Origin of the sequence: Rhizobium sp. AC44/96 (genome assembly GCF_001692185.1) — a bacterium.
Classification (GTDB): domain Bacteria; phylum Pseudomonadota; class Alphaproteobacteria; order Rhizobiales; family Rhizobiaceae; genus Rhizobium.
The window spans coordinates 121000-140546 of record NZ_LXKO01000008.1 but is presented as its reverse complement, the minus strand read 5'-3'; the positions used below and the strand labels follow the sequence as shown (position 1 = coordinate 140546).

Here is a 19547-nt window from a genome sequence, read left to right as displayed (position 1 = left end):
CGATGGCGCGGAAGGCAGCTCCCGAAAAGGAACCGATCGACTACAGCATTCTTGCCGTGGGCGTCCTCGGCGTGATCTACAACGCGATCCTCGCCTTCATTAATCATAACCTCCTGCCTCTGGCGCCGAGCCATGTGGTGCTCAGCGAAATCCTGCTTCTGGTTTTCAGCTTCGCCTATCTCTTGCGCAAAGGCATTTTCGAGGCGGATCTGGTGCCGCTCGCCTATCTCCTGGCAACGATCGTGCTGACGATCTACGTGATGGTCATCAATCGCTCCGGCTATGTCGATCATCTGCGTAATGTCCTGATTATCTTCGCCTTCGTCGTCATGGGACGATGGGTCAATGAGCGCACGCTCAAGCTCACCTTCCGGCTGTGCTGTCTTTGTGTTTTGATCGTGCTCGTTTGCGAAATATTGTCGACGCCGGCCTATGTCGGGCTTTTCCATCCCGCCGAGTATTTCCAGAATACCCGCGGCGTGCCACCGGCAACCTACAGCGATAGCGGCCTGTTTCGTGGCGCGCTGGGCTTCGAAGGACGCTTCTCCTTCGGCCTGATCGACCATCGCTCCTCGTCGCTGTTCCTCGAGCAGGTGTCGCTTGCCAATTTCTGCGGCGTGATGGTGATCTATCTGGTCGCTTTCGCCAATCGCCTGACGTGGCTGGATCGCCTGATCTTCGTATCGACGGTGGTTTTGATCCTCGTCACCAACGACACCCGCACCATGCTGATTTTCACCATCGTCAGCGTCGCCGGCTATGTCATCTATCCCTGGCTGCCGAAGATCTGCGATTTTCTGATGATGCCGGGGATAGTCGTGGTCGGTTTCATCATCCATGCGTTCCGGCCGGACGCGCACGAAGATGACTTCGTTGGACGCATCAGCGGCACGGTCCGGAATATTATCGACATGGACGTGCCGGCGACTTTCGGCCTCGAGCTCGAGAAGGCGACGACCTTCGTGGATAGCGGCTATGTCTATATCACCTACGGCGCCACGATCTTCGGGCTCATCCTTTTCTGGCTGTTCGTATCCTTCTATCCCGCAGGACAGACGCCGAATCAGAAGCGCCTGTGCCATGCGCTCTCGCTCTTCATGTTCCTGAACCTGATGATAGGATCGACTGCGATCTTCTCGATGAAGACGGCAGGTATCCTGTGGCTGCTGGTGGGCTTCCTCAAGTTCAACGAGGGCTCGACGGCGGGGATACGCGTTTCGACGGCGCAGGCGGAACGGACTCTTGTCGGCTCTGCCGTAAGCTGATGCCGGTAACAAGAAGCGGCGCCAGTGGCGTGTAGCCGGCAGATTGTTGGAGCAATGACAGATGCCGGCTTGATTGCCTGCTTCGCTTTGATCTAAGCAGGCCGGCCGGCGGATGCCGAAAGAGGAATGAGAGCCATGAAGAACTATGTATTGACGGTCTCGTGCAAGTCGACGCGAGGGATTGTTGCGGCGATCGCCAACTATCTGGCGGAGCAGGGTTGCAATATCATCGATTCATCGCAGTTCGACGACCTCACCACCGGCAAGTTCTTCACCCGCGTCAGCTTCATCTCGGAAGAAGGTGTGTCGCTTCCGGCACTGCAGGAAGGGTTCAAGCCGGTGTCGGAGAAGTTCGGGATGGATGCCGAAATTCACGATGGCGAACAGCGCATGAAGGTGCTGCTGATGGTCTCGCGTTTTGGCCATTGCTTGAACGACCTGCTCTATCGCTGGAAGATCGGCGCGCTGCCGATCGATATCGTCGGCGTCGTCTCCAACCATTTCGACTACCAGAAGGTCGTCGTGAACCACGACATTCCCTTCCACCACATCAAGGTGACGAAGGAAAACAAGCCGCAGGCCGAAGGGCAGCTGCTCGATCTCGTCGAACAGACCGGCACCGAGCTTGTTGTGCTCGCCCGCTACATGCAGGTCCTCTCGGATGCCATGTGCCGGAAAATGTCGGGCCGGATCATCAACATCCACCATTCCTTCCTGCCGAGCTTCAAGGGCGCCAACCCCTATAAGCAGGCCTATGAGCGTGGCGTGAAGCTGATCGGCGCGACGGCGCACTACGTGACGGCCGATCTCGACGAAGGTCCGATCATTGAACAGGACACGGCGCGGATCACGCATGCGCAAAGCGCTGATGACTATGTCTCGATCGGCCGCGACGTCGAAAGCCAGGTTCTGGCGCGCGCCATCCATGCCCATATCCATCGCCGCGTCTTCCTCAACGGCAACCGCACGATCGTGTTCCCTGCAAGCCCGGGGAGCTATGCCTCCGAGCGCATGGGCTGACAGGCCGCCGACTCTCTGATGTCTGCATTCAACTGACGCGATCGCATCGCTTGCAGATGGCAAGCGATCGATTAAGTGCTTACTGTGCAAAATCGAATCGCGCAGTGGGGGAATGCCATGACCGATGAAACGCTTGCTCGGCGTCTCGAGCTTCCGCGTCCTGATGTGACGGCTGCGGAGGCTGCCGAGATTCTGGAATCGCGTTATGGCTTATCGGGCGTAATCAGCGAACTCGGCAGCCAGCAGGATCGTAATTATCGGATCGATACCGGCGAGCATCGCTATGTGCTGAAGATCTGCCACATGGCCTACGAGACGCTCGAACTCGAGGCGCAGAACGCGGCCATCCGGCATTTGGGCGCCAAGCAGGAAGCGCCGCGCGTTCCGAGAGTCGTCGCCTCGACGGACGGGCAGGAGATTGTCGCCGTCACGGTGCGCGATGAAACCTTCCAGGTGCGGGTTCTCGAATATCTGGAAGGCGAGGGGCTGACGCAGCACCACTATCTGCCGACGGAATCGGTGTCTGCGCTCGGGGCACTGTGCGCCAGGCTGGCGCTGGCGCTGTCAGACTTCAGCCACGCCGGCCTCGACCGCAGTCTGCAATGGGACTTGCGTCGCGCAGGCCCCGTTGCCGTGCAACTGCTCTCGGCCATCACCGACAGTGCCGCCCGCGACCGTATCGCCAAGACGATGGTGTCGGCGGTTCGGCGGGTGCAGCCCTACGCGCCCTCGCTTCGCCTGCAGGCGGTTCACCACGACGTCACGGGCGACAACGTCGTCAGTCACCGCGACCGCCACGGTCGTCTGATTCCGGATGGCGTTATCGACTTTGGCGACATTATTCGTGGCTGGGTGGTCGGCGATCTCGCCGTGACCTGCGCGTCGCTGCTGCATCACGCCGATGGCGACCCCTTCTATGTGCTTCCGGCGATCAGGGCCTACCACGAGATCTATCCGCTGAACGGCGAGGAGTTGCGGGCGCTCTGGCCACTGGTCGTCGCGCGGGCGGTCATTCTGGTTGCGAGCAGCGAGCAGCAGATTTCCATCGACCCCGAGAATGAATACGTCCGCAAAAATCTCGAGCTGGAGCGGCGAATCTTCGACGCGGCGATATCGACACCCTTCGATGTGATGGAAGCGGCAATCCTGAAGACCGCCGGTGTCTCCGTCGCAGCCGTCGAGACGGAAGCTTGGCAGCCCTTGTTGCCGGATCTCGACCCGCAGCAAATCGCGTTCGTTGATCTTGGTGTCGAAAGCCAGCATTTCGCCGCCGGCAACTGGTTTCAGGCGGACATGGACTGGCGATTGCTGGCGCGGGCAGCCGCCGAGGCCGGCGTTGCGGCAACGCGCTATGGTGAGTACCGCCTGTCGCGCGCTAATCTGCGAAGCGTGACCCCGTCCGCGACATATGCCTTGCACACCGATGTTTGCCTGCCCGCCGGCACTACCGTTGCCGCGCCCTTTGGCGGCAAGATCGAGCGGAGCAATCACACTCTCGTCGTGGCCGGTGAGGGCATAAAACTTCATCTGGCCGGACTGGATGCGTCGGCGGAGGACGGGACCTTCGTCGAAGCGGGCCAGGTGATTGGCGCGATTTCCGGCGAGGCATCATCGCTAGGCGGCCTTCGCGTTCAACTCTGCACTCTCCACGGCGCAGAGCCGCCGCTGTTTTGCATGCCACATCAGGCATTCGCCTGGTCACAACTCTGCCCGTCGCCGGCTGCACTGCTCGGCATTGGCGTTGAGGCGCCGAGTTCGGAGGGAGCTGATCTCCTCAATCGACGGCAGGCCCATTTCGCCGTGCCGCAGAAGCACTATTACGACAACCCGCCGCAAATGGAGCGCGGTTGGAAGGAGTACCTCTTCGACGTCGAAGGTCGCGCCTATCTGGATATGGTCAACAACGTCACGATCCTCGGGCATGGCCATCCGCGCCTGGCCGAGGCGGTGAGCGAGCAGTGGTTGAGGCTCAATACCAATTCGCGGTTCCACTTCACCGCCATTGCCGAGTTCTCCGAGCGGCTGGCGTCGTTGGCGCCGGAGGGGCTGGATACGGTCTTCCTGGTCAACAGCGGTTCCGAGGCGAACGATCTCGCGCTGCGGCTCGCCTGGGCCCACACCGGCGCGCGTGACACGCTCTGCCTGCTGGAGGCCTATCATGGCTGGACGGTGGGCAGCGATGCTGTCTCCACGTCGATTGCCGACAATCCGCAGGCGCTGACCAGCCGGCCTGAATGGGTCTATCCGGTCATCTCTCCGAATATCTACCGGGGCGAGTTTCGCGGGCCGGATTCCGCCGGCGATTACCTGCAATCGGTGCTGTCGGCGCTCGGCACGATTGAGGAAAAAGGGCATGGGCTCGCGGGCTTCATTGCCGAGTCGGTTTACGGCAACGCCGGCGGCATTTCGCTCCCGGACGGGTATCTCGCCGCGGTCTATACCCAGGTGCGCGCCCGTGGCGGCGTGTGTATCGCCGACGAGGTTCAGGTCGGGTACGGACGGCTCGGGCATTACTTCTGGGGCTTCGAACAGCAAGGTGTGGTTCCCGATATCATCACGATCGCCAAAGGCATGGGCAACGGTCACCCGCTCGGCGCGGTGATCACCACCCGCGCGATCGCCGAATCGCTGCAGAAGGAGGGCTACTTCTTCTCGTCGGCGGGCGGCAGCCCGGTGAGCTGCGTGGTCGGAATGACGGTTCTCGACATTCTCGCGGACGAATCGCTGCAGGAAAATGCGCGTCTGGTCGGCGATCACCTCAAGAGTCGGCTTGCCGCTCTGGTTGACCGCCACCCGCTCGTCGGCGCGGTTCATGGCATGGGGCTGTACCTGGGGCTTGAATTCGTCCGCGACAGAACGACGCTCGAACCGGCAACCGAAGAGACCGCCGCGATCTGCAGTCGCCTGCTCGATCTTGGGGTCATCATGCAGCCGACCGGCGATCACCTGAATGTGTTGAAGATCAAACCGCCGCTTTGCTTGACGGTCGAAGGCGCCGATTTCTTCGCGGATGCGCTGGAAATGGTGCTGACTGACGGTTGGTGATGAGTGGCGAGCCGACGTTAACCATTTCGGTCATTTCGAGGCTTCCCGATTTTTAACCAAATGCCCCATTGCCGGAATCACCACGGCCTCCTATCTCTGCCCCGTGATCGAAAGAGAGCCTCTCACCGTCACGCGAATTGCACAAAGTCTTGATAGGAGTCTTTCGGTAAGTTCGCGTATGGTGGAATGAAATTTTCCGGATCGTCGATATTTTGACACGTTTCGGAATATGTTTCTGACAGACTAGCATCTATTCTCTACAAATAGAGTAGATTAATAGATGCAGTCATCGCCGGCCTCGACATCCCGGGGCCTAAAACAAGCGCAACGCCAAGGAAAGGAACGAGACATGATTGATATCGAAATTCTTGCCACGCTTCTTGGGCGATCTGTGTTTGGCAGTGACCGTCCGGGCGCCCTCTCCCGCCCGAACTGTCGAATGTGATCTTCGTCCTCCTTCAACGGTACCAGACAAGTCAATTCGCCATCGCCGCAGCATCCTGCGCGGCAGGAGTTCTATGCATGAAAAAAGAAGTTATCGAATACGCAGGCGTTCCCGTTGGGATCGTCATTCCGGATGAAAACCGGTTGAAGTTCATCGCTGTGAAGTTTCACGTCCATGACCTCGACGAGCAGCATTTCAGCTCGCCGGCCGAGGTTAAACTGGCAATTCACGATCTGATGACCCGCCGTCATCCAAGACCCATTCATGCCTGAGTGCATGAAGAGGCCACGGCCCGACAAAGCCTTCGAAGATTTCCAACCGGTCCTGCCAGCAGCAGGGCCGGTCTTGTTTTTTGGCCGTCCTTGCGGTCCTATTTCGCGCTCCTGATTCAGGGAGACCCGACGTAAGGATGGATCGCGCTTGCTCAATCTTCTCACCGATATCGAAGGCCTATCCGTCGGCCATGCAACCGATCTGAGGCTTGGTTCGGGCGTTACCGCCATTGTCTTCGACGAGCCCGCGACTGCCTCTGGCGTGGTGCTCGGCGGTGCGCCGGGAGGTCGGGATACAGCGTTGCTGGATCCATCAATGACGGTAGGCGAGGTGGATGCTTTCGTTCTCTCCGGCGGTTCGGCATTCGGGCTCGATGCGGCCGGCGGCGTCCAGGCTGGCCTTCGCGAGATCGGCCGGGGCTTTGTCGTCGGCAATCAGCGGGTGCCGATCGTTCCCCAGGCGATCCTGATGGATCTCCTGAACGGCGGCGACAAGGATTGGGGCGTGCAATCGCCCTACCGGGACATGGGCTACGAGGCATTCAAGGCGGCGGCGAAAGGGAGTTTCGTGCTCGGCACGGTCGGTGCGGGTACCGGAGCGACAACGGCAACCGTCAAGGGCGGCATCGGCTCCGCCAGCGCACAGACCAGCGGCGGCCACACGATCGCCGCCATCGTTGCCGTCAACGCGCTTGGCTCCGCAACCGTCGGCGGGGGGCCGCATTTCTGGTCCGCCCCGTTTGAGCGCAATGCCGAGTTTGGGGGTCTCGGTCTGCCTTCGGAGATCAACCAAAGCGACACGGCGATGCGGCTGAAGGGCATGGACACAACGGCGACCACCATCGGCGTGATCGTCACTGATGCCGTCCTCACCAAGGCCGAGACCCATCGGCTGGCGATTATGGCGCATGACGGTTTCGCTCGTGCCTTGCTCCCCGCACATCTGCCACTGGATGGCGATACGGTCTTCGCAGCGGCGACTGGCAGGAAGCCGTGCAACGGCCTTCGCGAGTTCATGGAGCTGTGTCACCTCGCGACGGTGGTCATGGCTCGTGCCATCGCCCGTGGGGTCTATGAGGCCACGGCACTCCCGGTCGCCGGCCCGCAAGAGGCATGGAAAGACCGCTATCGGGATCGCTGCTGATTGCTTAAAGAAGATCGGCAGTGCCTGAGGCGGTGGAGACGGTGACATGCAGATTCGGGCCCTGATGTATTTCGATGAGCTGGTGCGCACCAATTCCATGCGACAGGCCGCCGAGAACCTGAATGTCGCGCCGACGGCGATCAGCCGGCAGATCGAAAATCTCGAATATCATTTCGGCGCCCCTCTGGTGGAACGCAGCGCGCGCGGCGTGAAGCTCACGGCGGCAGGCGAACTGCTTGCGGCGCGTGCCGGGCGAACGTTGCGCGAGCTCGACCATGTCGGGCAACTGATCGACGACCTGAAGGGATTGCAGCGCGGGTATGTCAGCATTCATGCCACCGGCGCGACCGTCGCCAATCTGCTTGCGCCGGCGCTTGCCCAGTTCAGCCTGAAATATCCCAAGCTTCGTTTCGAGGTGACCATCACCAGCGCCAGGCAGGCGATCGAAGCGGTCAATGGAGCGGAGGCGGATATCGCGGTGACGCTGTTCGCGCCGCCGATGTCCGGCACCAAGGTTCGCCTTCGCTCCGAGATTGCCTATGACCTGATCGTTGCGCCGGGCCACATCGCGGCGACGAAGAGCGAAGTCCACTTGAAGGACATCGCAGACTATGCGTTGGCATTGCCTGATCAGTCTTTCGGCTTTCGGCAGGCTTTCGATGCCCGGTTGGAGAAGGAGAGGCTGCAGGTCGAGCCGGTCTTCGTGACCAGTTCGCTGGAGATGCTGAAGGAGTTGGTGCTGAGCGGTGCCGCTGTCACCCTGCTTCCAGCGCTGACCGTCCGCCGTGAAATCGAGGCCGGCCAGCTCTGCGCGGTGCCGCTGGGAGCAAAAAGCGCGATCCGCACACATGTCGATCTCTGCGTGGCGCCCGATCGCCAGCTCTCTTTCGCCGCGACGAAGCTTCTCGACTTTATCGAGCGCTTCATGCGCGAGCGTGCCTAGGGCGTGCCGGGAACCAAAGACTAGGCGGGCGGGCTTGCATCCGCCGGCAAATTCCGGTGTAGCTCTTTCGGCTACACCCAGCACACAAAATCGCCATTGTGTGCGCACCGACCCGGTGACACTCTATTTGAAAAGGGCCAGTTGCAGATAGCGGCGGCCAGACAGGGGAACATGATGATCACGGTCACGCTCGCGCCCTCCGCGCGTCTCGTTCGGCGCCTTTCGCTCGGAGCAGCCATCTCGGCAGGCCTTGTCATTTTCGGCCTGACACCCGCGCAAGCCGCCAAGACATCCCTGAACCTCGGCATGACGGTCGAACCGACAGGACTGGATCCGACGATCGCCGCTCCCGTCGCAATCGGACAGGTCACCTGGCAGAACGTCTTCGAGGGGCTGGTGACGATTGACGAGAGCGGCAAGGTGCAGCCGCAGCTGGCGAAAAGCTGGGACGTTTCGGCCGACGGACTGACATACACCTTCAAGCTCCAGCCGGGCGTGAAATTCCATGATGGCCAGACGTTCGATTCCGCCTCGGCCAAGTTCGCGCTCGACCGGGCTCGTGGCGCGGATTCCGTCAATCCGCAGAAGCGCTTCTTCGCCTCGATAGCCTCCATCGATACGCCAGATCCGGAAACACTCGTCCTGCACCTCTCAACGCCGACGGGCAGCCTGCTGTACTGGCTCGGCTGGCCGGCGTCGGTGATGGTCGCGCCGAATTCGGCGGCTGATGACAAGACCAAGCCGATCGGCACTGGCCCGTTCAAGTTCGTCAACTGGGCCAAGGGCGACAAGGTCGAACTGGAGAAGAACGCGGATTATTGGAACAAGACCGCGTCGATCAAGCTCGACAAGGTGACGTTCCGGTTCATCGCCGATCCGCAGGCCCAGGCTGCAGCGCTGAAATCCGGCGATGTCGACGCAATCCCGGAATTCGCGGCGCCCGAACTCATGAGTTCCTTTGATGGAGACGCGAAGCTCGCCACCGTGATCGGCAATACCGAACTCAAGGTCGTCGCGGGCATGAACAATGCCAAGAAACCGTTCGACGACAAGCGCGTGCGTCAGGCGCTGATGATGGCGATCGACCGCAAGACCGTCGTGGACGGCGCCTGGTCGGGCCTCGGGACGCCGATCGGCAGCCATTACACGCCGAACGATCCCGGTTATGTCGACCTAACCGGCAAGCTGCCGTACGATCCGGAAAAGGCAAAGGCGCTGCTTGTGGAAGCCGGCTATCCGAACGGCTTCACCTTTACGATCAAGTCGCCGCAAATGGCCTATGCACCGCGTAGCGCGCAGGTCATGCAGGCCATGCTGGCGGATATCGGCGTGACCATGAACATCGAGCCCACCGAATTTCCGGCCAAATGGGTCCAGGATGTGATGAAGGATCGAGCCTACGAGATGACGATCGTTGCCCATGCCGAGCCCATGGACATCGATATCTATTCGCGCGATCCCTATTACTTCAACTACAAGAATCCGGCTTTCAATGATCTGATGAAGAAGGTTCAGGAGACGGCTGATCCGGCAGAGCAGGCGAAGATCTATGCCGAGGCGCAAACGATCCTCGCAGAGGACGTACCGGCGCTCTATCTGTTTGTCATGCCGAAGCTCGGTGTTTGGGACAAGAAGTTGAGGGGCCTGTGGCAGAACGAGCCAATTCCTTCGAACGTGTTGTCCAACGTGTCCTGGGAAGACTGATCGGCAGGATGCTATGACGGGGCGAACTGCGATGGACAAGACATGATAGGGCTTCTGTCGCGCCGCCTTGCCGGTCTTCTGCTGACGCTGGTCGTCGTCTCGCTGCTGATTTTCGCGGTGATGGATCTGCTGCCGGGGGATCCCGCCTCCATTATGCTGGGCACGTCGGCCTCGCCGGAAACCTTGGCGGCCTTGCGCCATGATCTTGGCCTCGACCAACCGCTGCTGCTTCGCTACGGCCAGTGGTTGGCCGGCGTTTTTTCTGGCGATCTCGGACAATCCTACACCTACGGCGTTCCGGTCGCCGGGCTGATCGTCGAGAGACTTGCGGTCACCCTGCCGCTCGCGTTGATGGCAATCGTGCTGTCCGTGGCGATCGCCATCCCCCTTGGTGTTTTGGCGGCATCGCGGCGCAACAGCATCATCGATGTCGTCGTTTCCGTGTTCTCGCAGATCGGCATTGCTGTTCCGGCTTTCTGGGTGGCGCTGCTCTTGATCATTCTGTTTTCGACAACGCTCGGGCTGATGCCGGCAGGTGGCTTCCCGGGCTGGGATGCCGGCATATGGGCTGCCGTTAAGGCGTTGCTGATGCCTGCGGTGGCGCTCGCCTTGCCGCAGGCAGGCGTTCTCACACGCGTGACGCGTTCAGCCGTGCTGGAAACGATGCACGAGGATTTCACGCGCACCGCGCTCGCAAAGGGCCTATCCTCCGGAAAGGTCCTGTGGCGGCATTCCGTGCCGAATGCGCTGGTCCCGATCTTCACCGTCCTTGGCCTGCAGTTCACCTTCCTCGTCGCCGGCGCGGTTCTCGTCGAGAACGTCTTCAATCTGCCCGGCCTTGGAAGGCTGGCCTATCAGGCACTGTCGCAACGCGACATCATCGTGATGCAGGATGTTGTCCTGTTTTTCGCGGCACTCGTCATCGTCATGAATTTCATCGTCGATCTTTCCTATCTGGTGATCGATCCACGGCTGCGGGAGGGCGTGTGACATGGCGCTCGCTTCCACCGAGATCACCGTGCGGCGCCGGCGGGCGAGAATGAGCCGGCGAATGAACCTAGTCGTCGGCGGTGCCGTCGTCGCGTTTCTCGTCGGCATCGCACTGCTGTCACAGGTCTGGACGCCGCTGCCGCCGGCAAAGATGCAGATCATTCACAAGCTCCAGCCGCCTTTCGCCTTCGGCCTTCTTGGCGCGGATCAGTTTGGACGCGACGTGCTGTCGATGTTGATGGTCGGCTGCTGGAATTCGCTGTCGATAGCGATCGCATCGGTGGCGATCGGCGGCACGCTCGGTTCGATTGCCGGCGTTTCCGCCGCCGCGCTGCGCGGCCCTTTCGAAAGTCTGCTGATGCGGGTCTGCGACGTCATATTCGCGCTGCCGCCAATCCTGTCGGCAATGATGCTCGGCGCATTCCTGGGACCGGGCCGATTGACTGCCATCATCGCGATCGCAACGTTTATGATCCCGGTTTTCGCACGCGTCACGCTGGCTAGCGCCCTGCAGGCCTGGAGCCGCGATTATGTTCTGGCTGCCCGAGCCATTGGCAATACCCGCTTCACGATCTCGGTGCGCCATGTGCTGCCAAACATAGCCAGCCAGATCATCGTGCAGGCGACAATCCAGCTCGGCCTGGCGGTTCTCACCGAAGCCGGCCTGAGCTTCCTGGGGCTCGGCATCGCACCGCCGGCGCCGACCTGGGGGCGTATGCTGGCTGATGCCCAGACCTATCTCGCGCTCGCGCCGTGGCTGGCAATCCTGCCTGGCCTTGCAATCACCCTCTCGGTGTTCGGCTTCAACATGTTGGGCGATGGACTGCGAGACTGGCTCGACCCGCGCGAAGCAAGCCGTTGAGTGCCACCGATTCGGAAAGATATAGCGCCATGACCGAAACCGATCTGACCATTCGCGAGCTGAGGCAGCGCTTTGCAGCGAAGACGCTCTCACCCCTGGAGTATTGGCTGGCGCTGGAACGTCATATCGAAGCCTGGGAGCCCTCCATCTGCGCGCTCTACGCCTATGATCCGGAGGCCGCGCGCAGGCAGGCGCAGGCATCGACAGATCGCTGGATGAACGGTGAGACCCTCGGGATACTTGATGGCATCCCCACAACGTTGAAGGAACTCATTGCCACCAAGGGCCAACCGGTCCCGCTCGGAACGAAGGCGGTGGAACTCACCCCTGCCGTAGAGGACGCCCCCGCCGCCGCCCGGCTGCGCGAGGACGGTGCGGTTATCTTCGCGAAAACCACCTGCCCAGACTACGGCATGCTGTCGTCGGGACTGTCGAGCTTCCATCATCTGAGCCGGAATCCCTGGAATACGAGCCAGAATCCGGGCGGCTCCAGCGCGGGTGCATCAGCCGCAGCTGCAGCCGGCTATGGACCGCTGCATATCGGAACCGACATCGGCGGCTCCGTCCGTCTTCCCGCAGGCTGGACCGGCGTCTTCGGGTTCAAGCCGAGCCATGGCCGCATCCCGGTCGACCCCTATTATGTCGGTCGCTGCGCCGGCCCGATGACGCGAACGGTCGATGACGCCGCGTTTGGCATGGCGACGCTGTCGCGCCCCGACTGGCGGGACGGAACCAGCCTGCCGCCGAACGATCTCGATTGGACCGATCTGGATATCGACGTTCGCGGGTTGAAGATCGGCCTGATGCTGGATGCCGGTTGCGGTCTCGCGGTCGATGAAGAGGTGTTGGGCGCGGTGGAGGCAGCCGCGCGGCGCTTCGAACAGGCCGGTGCGATCGTAATCCCGGTGAAGCCGGTTCTGACGCGTGCCATGCTTGACGGCCTCGACAGTTTCTGGCGGGCCCGCTTCTGGGGCGATATCGAGACCCTCAGCGAGGAGCGTCGCGACAGCATTCTTCCCTATATCCACGAATGGGCAAAGGGCGGTGCGCATGTCAGCGGCGTCGATGCCGTAAGGGGCTTCAACCAGACGATCGAGATGCGCAAGACCTGCGGTCGCCTGTTCACGCAGGTCGATGCCGTGTTGTCGCCGACCAACCCCATCGTTTCCTATCCGGCCGAATGGGCATCGCCGACCAATGACCCGGCGCTACCGTTCGAGCACATCTGTTTCACCGTCCCCTGGAACATGTCGGAGCAGCCGGCCTCCTCGATCAACTGCGGATTTTCGAAATCCGGCATGCCGATCGGCCTGCAGATCGTCGGCCCGCGATTTGACGACATGCTGGTTCTGAGATTGTCCAAGGCTTTCGAGGATTGGACGGGCGGCGTCACATCCTGGCCCAAGCCGCCCGTCAGATGACAGGACGGCGATAGCCGGTGGGCTGCTCGTAAAGCCAGCCGATCCGTTTGATGGCGGCCTCGAAATTCTCTCTCGCGACCGTCATCGTGTGGCCATTGGCATGAACGATCGTTTCAGGATCCTCCATGGCTGCGACATGACCTTTCCAGAACACCAGATCGCCACGACGCAGCTCTGCGCGATCGATCGGCTCGCCAAGGCCGGTTGCCTGCATGTCGGTATCGCGCGGAGCTGACCGGCCCGCCATCAGCATCGAAAGCTGGACGAGGCCGGAACAATCGATCCCAAGCCCGGAGCGGCCGCCCCAGAGATAAGGCGTCTCAAGAAAACGGAGGGCGATATCGACATAGTCGCGGCCGCTGCCGGCGCCGATCGGTTCGACGTGCTTGGCGAAAATCGCAGTGCCATCCTCGAGCATTGCGTAGTGGTTGCCACGCGTTTCGGCCTCGCCGACGATCTTGACGCGGCTCCCCATGGAAAGGATTGCATTGTACGGTTTGCGAAGCTCCGGCTCGCGATAGAGAAAGGTGCGTTGAACCGTCACGACATGCGTGGGCGCCTGATCGTCGTCGGCCAGAGCGCTTTCGGGCACGTAGCCCACATAGCCGTCCGAGGTGGCCTTGACCCAGCACCAGCCATCGGCACGGTCGAAAACCGTAACATCCTCGCCGAGCAGTAGCTCGGTATCGATGCCAAGCGCGAGGTCCGGTTTCGCACGAAGGCCGATCACGGGCACGGCGATGCGGGCGGGCTTTCCCTCGACGAAGCGCAGCGCTTCGACCTTGCCTTGCAGGCCAGCTTCGGCGAGGTCGGGCCGGTACGCATGCAAGCGGCGATCGAGCAGTGTCATGTCATTCCTCTCAAGGTGATTGGCGGCGGCCATGTTCGCGAACGAGGTCGCCGAGCTTCTCCAGATAGAGCGCGCCGCCCACGGTCCGCTTTATCACCACGTTGCGCCGGTCGCGTTCGTCTCGCACGCGATCGACAAGGCCCATCTCGCCCATCGTATCGAGCGCTCTCGTGATCACCGGCTTTGTCACATTCAATTCGGCTGCCAGCCCACGCACGGTATGCGGCGGCGGCACCAGATAGATATGCAGCAAGATCGCCAGCTGGCGCAACGTCAAATCGCGCTCGTCGTGGCGCACCTGGTCCAGCGTCACGCCGTGCCAAAGTCCCAGCGCCTGCGAAGCAGTCAATTCGATCGGCACGGACCCTCCGGAACATCGTTACGCCTGCGTTCCATTTTCCGGCAGCCGGCTGACCGACGCAATGGGGACGGCAACTATGCCGTCCCGCAAAGTGAATAAAATTTTAACGACCGTTTAGCGAACGCTCTCGCGAATGTGGTGGTAGAGCGCGCGGATCGCCTGCGCCTCGCCGCCGCCCGGCGAATGCGGCCGTTCCGACGGTGCCCAGCCATAGATGTCGAAATGCGCCCAATGCCGCGTGTTGCTGACGAAACGCTTGAGGAACAAGGCCGCGGTAATCGCACCGGCCATGCCGCCCGCAGGGGCGTTGGTGATATCGGCGAACTTCGCGCGGATGTCCTTTTCGTAGCCGGCGTAGAGCGGCAGCCGCCACAGCGGATCGTCGGTTTCGAGGCTCGCTTCCATCAGGTCCTGTGCGAGATCCGCATCGTCGGTAAAGAACGGCGGCAGGTCAGGCCCAAGCGCCACGCGCGCTGCTCCCGTCAGTGTCGCCATGTCGATGAGTAGGTCCGGCGCATCCTCGTCCGCATAGGCCAGCGCATCCGCAAGGATCAGGCGGCCTTCGGCGTCGGTATTGTCGATCTGCACGGTCAGGCCCTTGCGGCTCTTGTAGATGTCGCCCGGACGGAAGGCGTTCGACGAGATCGAGTTCTCGACGACGGGAACGATAACGCGCAGATCGACCTTGAGCTTCGCGTCCATGATCATCAGCGCGAGGCCCATGACGTTTGCAGCACCACCCATGTCCTTCTTCATCAGGAGCATCGAGGAGGCGGGCTTGATGTCGAGGCCGCCGGTGTCGAAGCAGACGCCTTTGCCGACCAGCGTAATCTTGCGGTGACCTTTCTTGCCCCAGCGCAGTTCCAAGAGCCGTGGCGCATCGGCGCTGGCGCGGCCGACGGTGTGTACCAACGGAAAGTTCTGACGCAGGTCGTCGCCGCTGATGACCGAGATTTCCGCCTTGTAGTGGGCGGCGAGACCACGGAACGCAGCCTCCAGTTCGTTTGGCCCCATGTCGTTGGTCGGCGTATTGATCAGGTCGCGTGCGAGGAAGACGCCGGCAAGCTGCCGCTTGATATCGTTCGCATCGGCATCACGCGGGATCATCAGCGTCGCCGCAGGCGATTTCTCGGACTTGTATCTGTCGAAGCGGTAGCTGCCGAGACCGAAGCCGAGCGAAAGCCGGTTTGCGGTCAAGGGCGCCGTCTCGATGTGCCAATCGCCGGCGGGCAGGGAGCGGGCAAGCTTGCCGGTGATATAGGGGTGTTCCGAAGGGTTGGTGCCGAGGCCGAAGAGCGCGCCGCCGAGATGCCCCTCCGATGTGGGGATGAGGAGGAGCGAACCGCTTTCCGCCTTGAAGCCCGCCTTTTGTGCCCAATCCAGTGCGATCGGATCGATCGTTCCGGTCTCGATGTGGGCCGGCGTGATGGCGAAGATCGGCAGCGTGGAGCCACCTTTGGTATTGAAGGGGGTCGGTCTCTCGATGAACTGATAGGGGGCCATGATTTTCCTTCGGGGGGCGTCCGGGAATCGCTTTTTAACGGTCTGTTAGGGTTAACAGACTATTGCTGGAGTGAAGATTGCGTCAAAGCCTTTCCTTGTTTCGCTTTGAGGTCCGGCGCCGGTATCGGATTCCAGGGAAGCGCCATGCCCGTTTCGGCAAAGACACCATTCACCAACCGAGTTCTCCATGCTGCCGCAGCGGCATTTGTCGTCATTGCGCTCTCCGGCTGCTCGACAACGAAGGACCGCATGACGACCGGTTCGGTCCCGAAGTTTACGAAGCCGATCGAATCGATGAACGAGGCAGAGGTGCGCAGCGCCACCGAAACCGCCGGCCAGCTCTACGAAAAGAACCCCCACGATCCGGTGAACGGCGTCAACTATGCCAATCTCCTGCGCATGGCCGGGCGCGACGCCCAGGCTCTTGCGGTCATGCAGCAGGTGGCAATCGCCAACCCAAGTGATCGCAACGTCCTGGCCGCCTACGGCAAGGCACAGGCGGCCGCGGGGCAGCTACAGCAGGCACTCGACACCATCGGTCGCGCACAGACGCCTGATCGCCCCGATTGGAAATTGGTATCGGCGGAGGGCGCAATCCTCGACCAGCTCGGCCGCTCCGACGAGGCGCGTCAACGCTATCGAAGCGCTCTCGACATCCAGCCGAACGACCCGTCGATCCTGTCGAATCTTGGCATGTCCTATGTGCTGACGGGTGATCTGCGCACCGCGGAGACCTATCTTCGCCAGGCAGCCGGCCTTCCGCAGGCAGACAGCCGCGTTCGCCAGAACCTCGCGCTGGTCGTTGGGTTGCAGGGACGGTTCCCCGAGGCTGAACAGATCGCGCGCCGCGAGTTGTCCCAGCAGCAGGCCGATGCCAACGTTGCCTATCTGCGCTCCATGCTGTCGCAGCAGAATTCCTGGCAGAAGCTCGCCGCCAAAGATTCCGGCAACGCAAACACCGGCACGAACTGATTGTTTTAGCGCCCGGTCACGCCCGATACGACCAGCTCCAACCCAAGTCCGGCCATGACGGCACCGGCCGTCCGATCGATCCAGGCCTTCGTGGCTAGGTAGATCTGGCGCGGATGGTGGGCGGAAAACGCCAGCGCGACGATCGTGTACCATCCCGCTTCCACCGCGAAGACGCCCAATGGCAGCGTCAGCATCAAGCCGACAGGGACGGTCTTGGGAAGCAGCGCGGCGAAGATACCGGCATAGACGATGATGGTTTTTGGGTTGCTGACCTGCGTCAGCAGCGCGGTCGCAAAGCTGCGGGCCGGCGCGCTGCCGTCCCGCCGCGTTTCGCCGATATCGAGTGTCTCGCTCGCGCCGCGCCAGATTTTCAGCGCGATCCAAACGAGATAGGCGCCACCTGCCAGTTTGAGGCCGATATAGAGCCATTCGAACTGCGAAAGCAGCGCGGTAAGCCCAGCCAGCGCCAGTATGCTGAAGAAGGCGCCGCCGATACCCATGCCGAACGCGGCGGCAAGGCCGTCGACGCGCGAGCGCGACACCGCGATCCGGGAGACGAGGACGAAGCTTGGCCCCGGGCTCATCGCGCCGATGGACAAGGCGGCGATGATGCTTAGTAAAATGCTTGCGGAAGACATCGGCGGCTCCATCGGTCGTGGGACTACGCGGGAGAACCTGCGTCTCACACTTCGCAATGGCCGTCTACTGCCGAGGTCGCGATTTGGGTTTGGGTGAGCTTCGCCTAGAACTTGTCGGAGACCTGAATGCCGGCCGGTCCCAGGATGACGGCGACGAGAACGGGCAGGAAGAACAGGATCATCGGAACGGTGAGCTTCGGGGGCAGGGCGGCTGCCTTCTTCTCAGCGTCGTTCATTCGCTCGTCGCGACCTTCCTGCGCAAGCACGCGCAACGCCTGGGAAACCGGCGTTCCGTAGCGGTCGGCCTGGATCAGCGCCTGCGTCACCGACTGCACCAGCGGGATCTGCGTGCGGGTGCCGAGATTTTCCAGCGCGACGCGACGATCCGGCAGGAATGAGAGCTCCGCGGTCGTCAGCACCATTTCTTCCGCGAGCGGCGGAGACGCCTCGCCAAGCTCCTCCGACACGCGGCGCATCGCGGCTTCGATCGAAATGCCCGATTCGACGCAGATCAGCATCAGGTCGAGTGCATCCGGCCAAGCGCGCTTGATCGAATGCTGCCGCTTCGACATGCGGTTGGAGATGAAGATGTTTGGCGAGTAGAAGCCGACATAGGCGAAGCAGAACGTCAGCAAGAAACGAATTGGCGTCGGCTTGTCGGCGAGGTGGTCGAGACCGAAAACCCAGAATGTCGCCAGGCCGAAGAAGACGAAGGGCAGCACGAAGCGGGCCACCAGAAAGGTGTTCAGCGCGTTCTCCGAGCGAAAGCCGGCGGCGCGCAGTTTGTTCATCGTATTTTCGTCGACAAGCGCTTCACGAAGATTGAAGCGTTCGACGATCTGGCGGACTGACCGGTTATTCTGCGTGCGGAGCGATGCTCTGCCGCCGCCCGCCTCGCTGTTCATGCGGGCGCGCTCGCGGATACGCAACTGTTCCCGCTCCGTGGATACCGCCTTCATGCGCTTGACGAGATCGCCGCGTTCGAAAAACGGAATGGCAATGGTGTAGAGGCTTGCAAACACCGCAATCGCGACGAGCACGGCAATTAGCATCGATGGGTCGGTCAGCTTGCTCGCCAGATCGGATGACATCGCATTTCCTTCGCTAAATGTCGAAATTGACCATGTTGCGCATCACGAGGATCCCGATGGACATCCACACCGCGGAAACACCCATGATGAGGTGACCGCGCGGATCGGTGAAAAGGATCATCATGTATTGCGGCGACGTCAGATAGACGAGCGTCGCGACGATGAAGGGCAGCGCCCCGATGATAACCGCGGATGCCTTCGCTTCCATCGACAGCGCCTTGACCTTGGCCTTCATCTTCTTTCGCTCGCGCAGGACCTTCGCCAGGTTGCCGATCGCTTCGGACAGATTGCCGCCCGCCTGCGACTGGATGGCTATGACGATCGAAAAGAAGCTCACTTCCTGCAGCGGCATGTGATTGACCATGCGCGCACAGGCATCCGGTACGCTGAGGCCGACCTGTTGTGACTCGACCACCCTGCGGAACTCGCCCTTTACCGGTTCCTTGCCTTCGTTTGCGATCAATCGGATCGCGTCGTTCAGCGGCAGGCCGGATTTGATCGAGCGGACGATGACGTCGAGCGCGTTCGGAAATTCGTCGAGAAACTTGTTCTGACGCCGTTTGATCAGGAAGCCCAGAACCCAGCGCGGCAGCCCGAGCCCAGCGGTAATCGGCGCACCGAGCACGACCATCAGCGGCGCGTTGGCGAGGAACGCGACGAACATCAGAACGATCCCGAAGATCGCGCTGAACATGTAGAACCGCCCGGGCGTGATCGACAGGCCCGCCTGCGTCAGCCGGGATTTCAGCGTCAGTTTCTTCTTCGCGTTTTCCTGTTGCCGCTTTTCGAGATCCTTCAGATTGTCCTGCACCGACTTGCGGCGCTTCGACATCTCCTGCACGCGGTCGCGCGCGGCCTTGATGTTGGCCTTGTCCTTCTCCGCGGAGGCAACACGGTTGACGCGACTGGCGGCCTTCTTTTCCGTCTCCATCCTGGAAAACAGCAGCCCATAGCACACCGCGCCGGCAGAGACGGCTGCGAGCGCGATGATGGCGAGCACTGTCGGATCGAGACCAAACAT

Annotated in this window: 17 protein-coding genes; 11 read left to right on the top strand and 6 right to left on the bottom strand. The window is 61.5% G+C overall.

What is annotated here, in order from left to right:
- The first annotated feature begins 2 nt into the window (after positions 1–2).
- The 10 genes from A6U87_RS09855 (at position 3) to A6U87_RS09810 (ending at position 13111) form a co-directional block, all read left to right on the top strand.
- Positions 3–1265, top strand: coding sequence for a hypothetical protein (locus A6U87_RS09855; RefSeq protein WP_065691075.1), 1263 nt, complete (start codon positions 3–5; stop codon positions 1263–1265).
- Positions 1266–1400: 135 nt separating this feature from the next.
- Positions 1401–2285 carry a formyltetrahydrofolate deformylase gene (gene purU, locus A6U87_RS09850; protein ID WP_065691108.1) on the top strand — a complete coding sequence of 295 codons (885 nt, stop codon included), beginning with the start codon at positions 1401–1403 and terminating at the stop codon, positions 2283–2285.
- Between the two features lie 117 nt (positions 2286–2402).
- Positions 2403–5330 (top strand): aminotransferase, encoded by a 2928-nt coding sequence (locus A6U87_RS09845; protein ID WP_065691074.1) that lies wholly within the window; start codon positions 2403–2405, stop codon positions 5328–5330.
- Between the two features lie 522 nt (positions 5331–5852).
- Entirely contained in the window at positions 5853–6047 is a 195-nt protein-coding gene (locus tag A6U87_RS09840; protein WP_037115161.1) for a hypothetical protein, read from the top strand.
- A gap of 148 nt (positions 6048–6195) precedes the next feature.
- Complete coding sequence (locus tag A6U87_RS09835; protein ID WP_065691073.1) at positions 6196–7191, top strand: P1 family peptidase; 996 nt, start codon at positions 6196–6198, stop codon at positions 7189–7191.
- A gap of 46 nt (positions 7192–7237) precedes the next feature.
- Entirely contained in the window at positions 7238–8134 is an 897-nt protein-coding gene (locus A6U87_RS09830) for a LysR family transcriptional regulator (RefSeq protein ID WP_065691072.1), read from the top strand.
- Positions 8135–8308: 174 nt separating this feature from the next.
- On the top strand, positions 8309–9838 hold the full coding sequence (locus A6U87_RS09825) for an ABC transporter substrate-binding protein (protein WP_198928692.1): 1530 nt from the start codon (positions 8309–8311) through the stop codon (positions 9836–9838).
- Positions 9839–9880: 42 nt separating this feature from the next.
- The gene (locus A6U87_RS09820) at positions 9881–10828 is read left to right on the top strand and encodes an ABC transporter permease (RefSeq protein WP_065691071.1); all 948 of its coding nucleotides are present in this window, start codon (positions 9881–9883) and stop codon (positions 10826–10828) included.
- Position 10829: 1 nt separating this feature from the next.
- Positions 10830–11690 carry an ABC transporter permease gene (locus A6U87_RS09815; protein WP_065691070.1) on the top strand — a complete coding sequence of 287 codons (861 nt, stop codon included), beginning with the start codon at positions 10830–10832 and terminating at the stop codon, positions 11688–11690.
- Positions 11691–11719: 29 nt separating this feature from the next.
- Complete coding sequence (locus A6U87_RS09810; RefSeq protein WP_065691069.1) at positions 11720–13111, top strand: amidase; 1392 nt, start codon at positions 11720–11722, stop codon at positions 13109–13111.
- On the opposite strand, the gene A6U87_RS09805 is transcribed toward A6U87_RS09810, so the two are convergent.
- From A6U87_RS09805 to A6U87_RS09795, 3 genes are all read right to left on the bottom strand, one after another.
- On the bottom strand, positions 13104–13961 hold the full coding sequence (locus A6U87_RS09805; RefSeq protein ID WP_065691106.1) for an NlpC/P60 family protein: 858 nt from the start codon (positions 13959–13961) through the stop codon (positions 13104–13106). The genes A6U87_RS09810 and A6U87_RS09805 overlap by 8 nt on opposite strands.
- 10 nt (positions 13962–13971) lie before the next feature.
- On the bottom strand, positions 13972–14322 hold the full coding sequence (locus A6U87_RS09800; protein ID WP_065691068.1) for a helix-turn-helix domain-containing protein: 351 nt from the start codon (positions 14320–14322) through the stop codon (positions 13972–13974).
- A 114-nt stretch (positions 14323–14436) separates the two neighbouring features.
- Positions 14437–15825 (bottom strand): M17 family metallopeptidase, encoded by a 1389-nt coding sequence (locus A6U87_RS09795; protein ID WP_065691067.1) that lies wholly within the window; start codon positions 15823–15825, stop codon positions 14437–14439.
- Positions 15826–15969: 144 nt separating this feature from the next.
- Between A6U87_RS09795 and A6U87_RS09790 the strand changes: the two genes are divergently transcribed.
- The gene (locus A6U87_RS09790) at positions 15970–16797 is read left to right on the top strand and encodes a tetratricopeptide repeat protein (protein ID WP_065691066.1); all 828 of its coding nucleotides are present in this window, start codon (positions 15970–15972) and stop codon (positions 16795–16797) included.
- A gap of 5 nt (positions 16798–16802) precedes the next feature.
- Here the strand turns inward: A6U87_RS09790 and A6U87_RS09785 are convergent, their stop codons facing one another.
- From A6U87_RS09785 to A6U87_RS09775, 3 genes are all read right to left on the bottom strand, one after another.
- A complete protein-coding gene (locus A6U87_RS09785; protein WP_065691105.1) occupies positions 16803–17435 on the bottom strand; it encodes a LysE family translocator in 633 nt (210 codons plus the stop codon).
- Positions 17436–17539: 104 nt separating this feature from the next.
- Complete coding sequence (locus A6U87_RS09780) at positions 17540–18526, bottom strand: type II secretion system F family protein (protein ID WP_065691065.1); 987 nt, start codon at positions 18524–18526, stop codon at positions 17540–17542.
- A gap of 13 nt (positions 18527–18539) precedes the next feature.
- Positions 18540–19547 carry a type II secretion system F family protein gene (locus A6U87_RS09775; RefSeq protein ID WP_065691064.1) on the bottom strand — a complete coding sequence of 336 codons (1008 nt, stop codon included), beginning with the start codon at positions 19545–19547 and terminating at the stop codon, positions 18540–18542.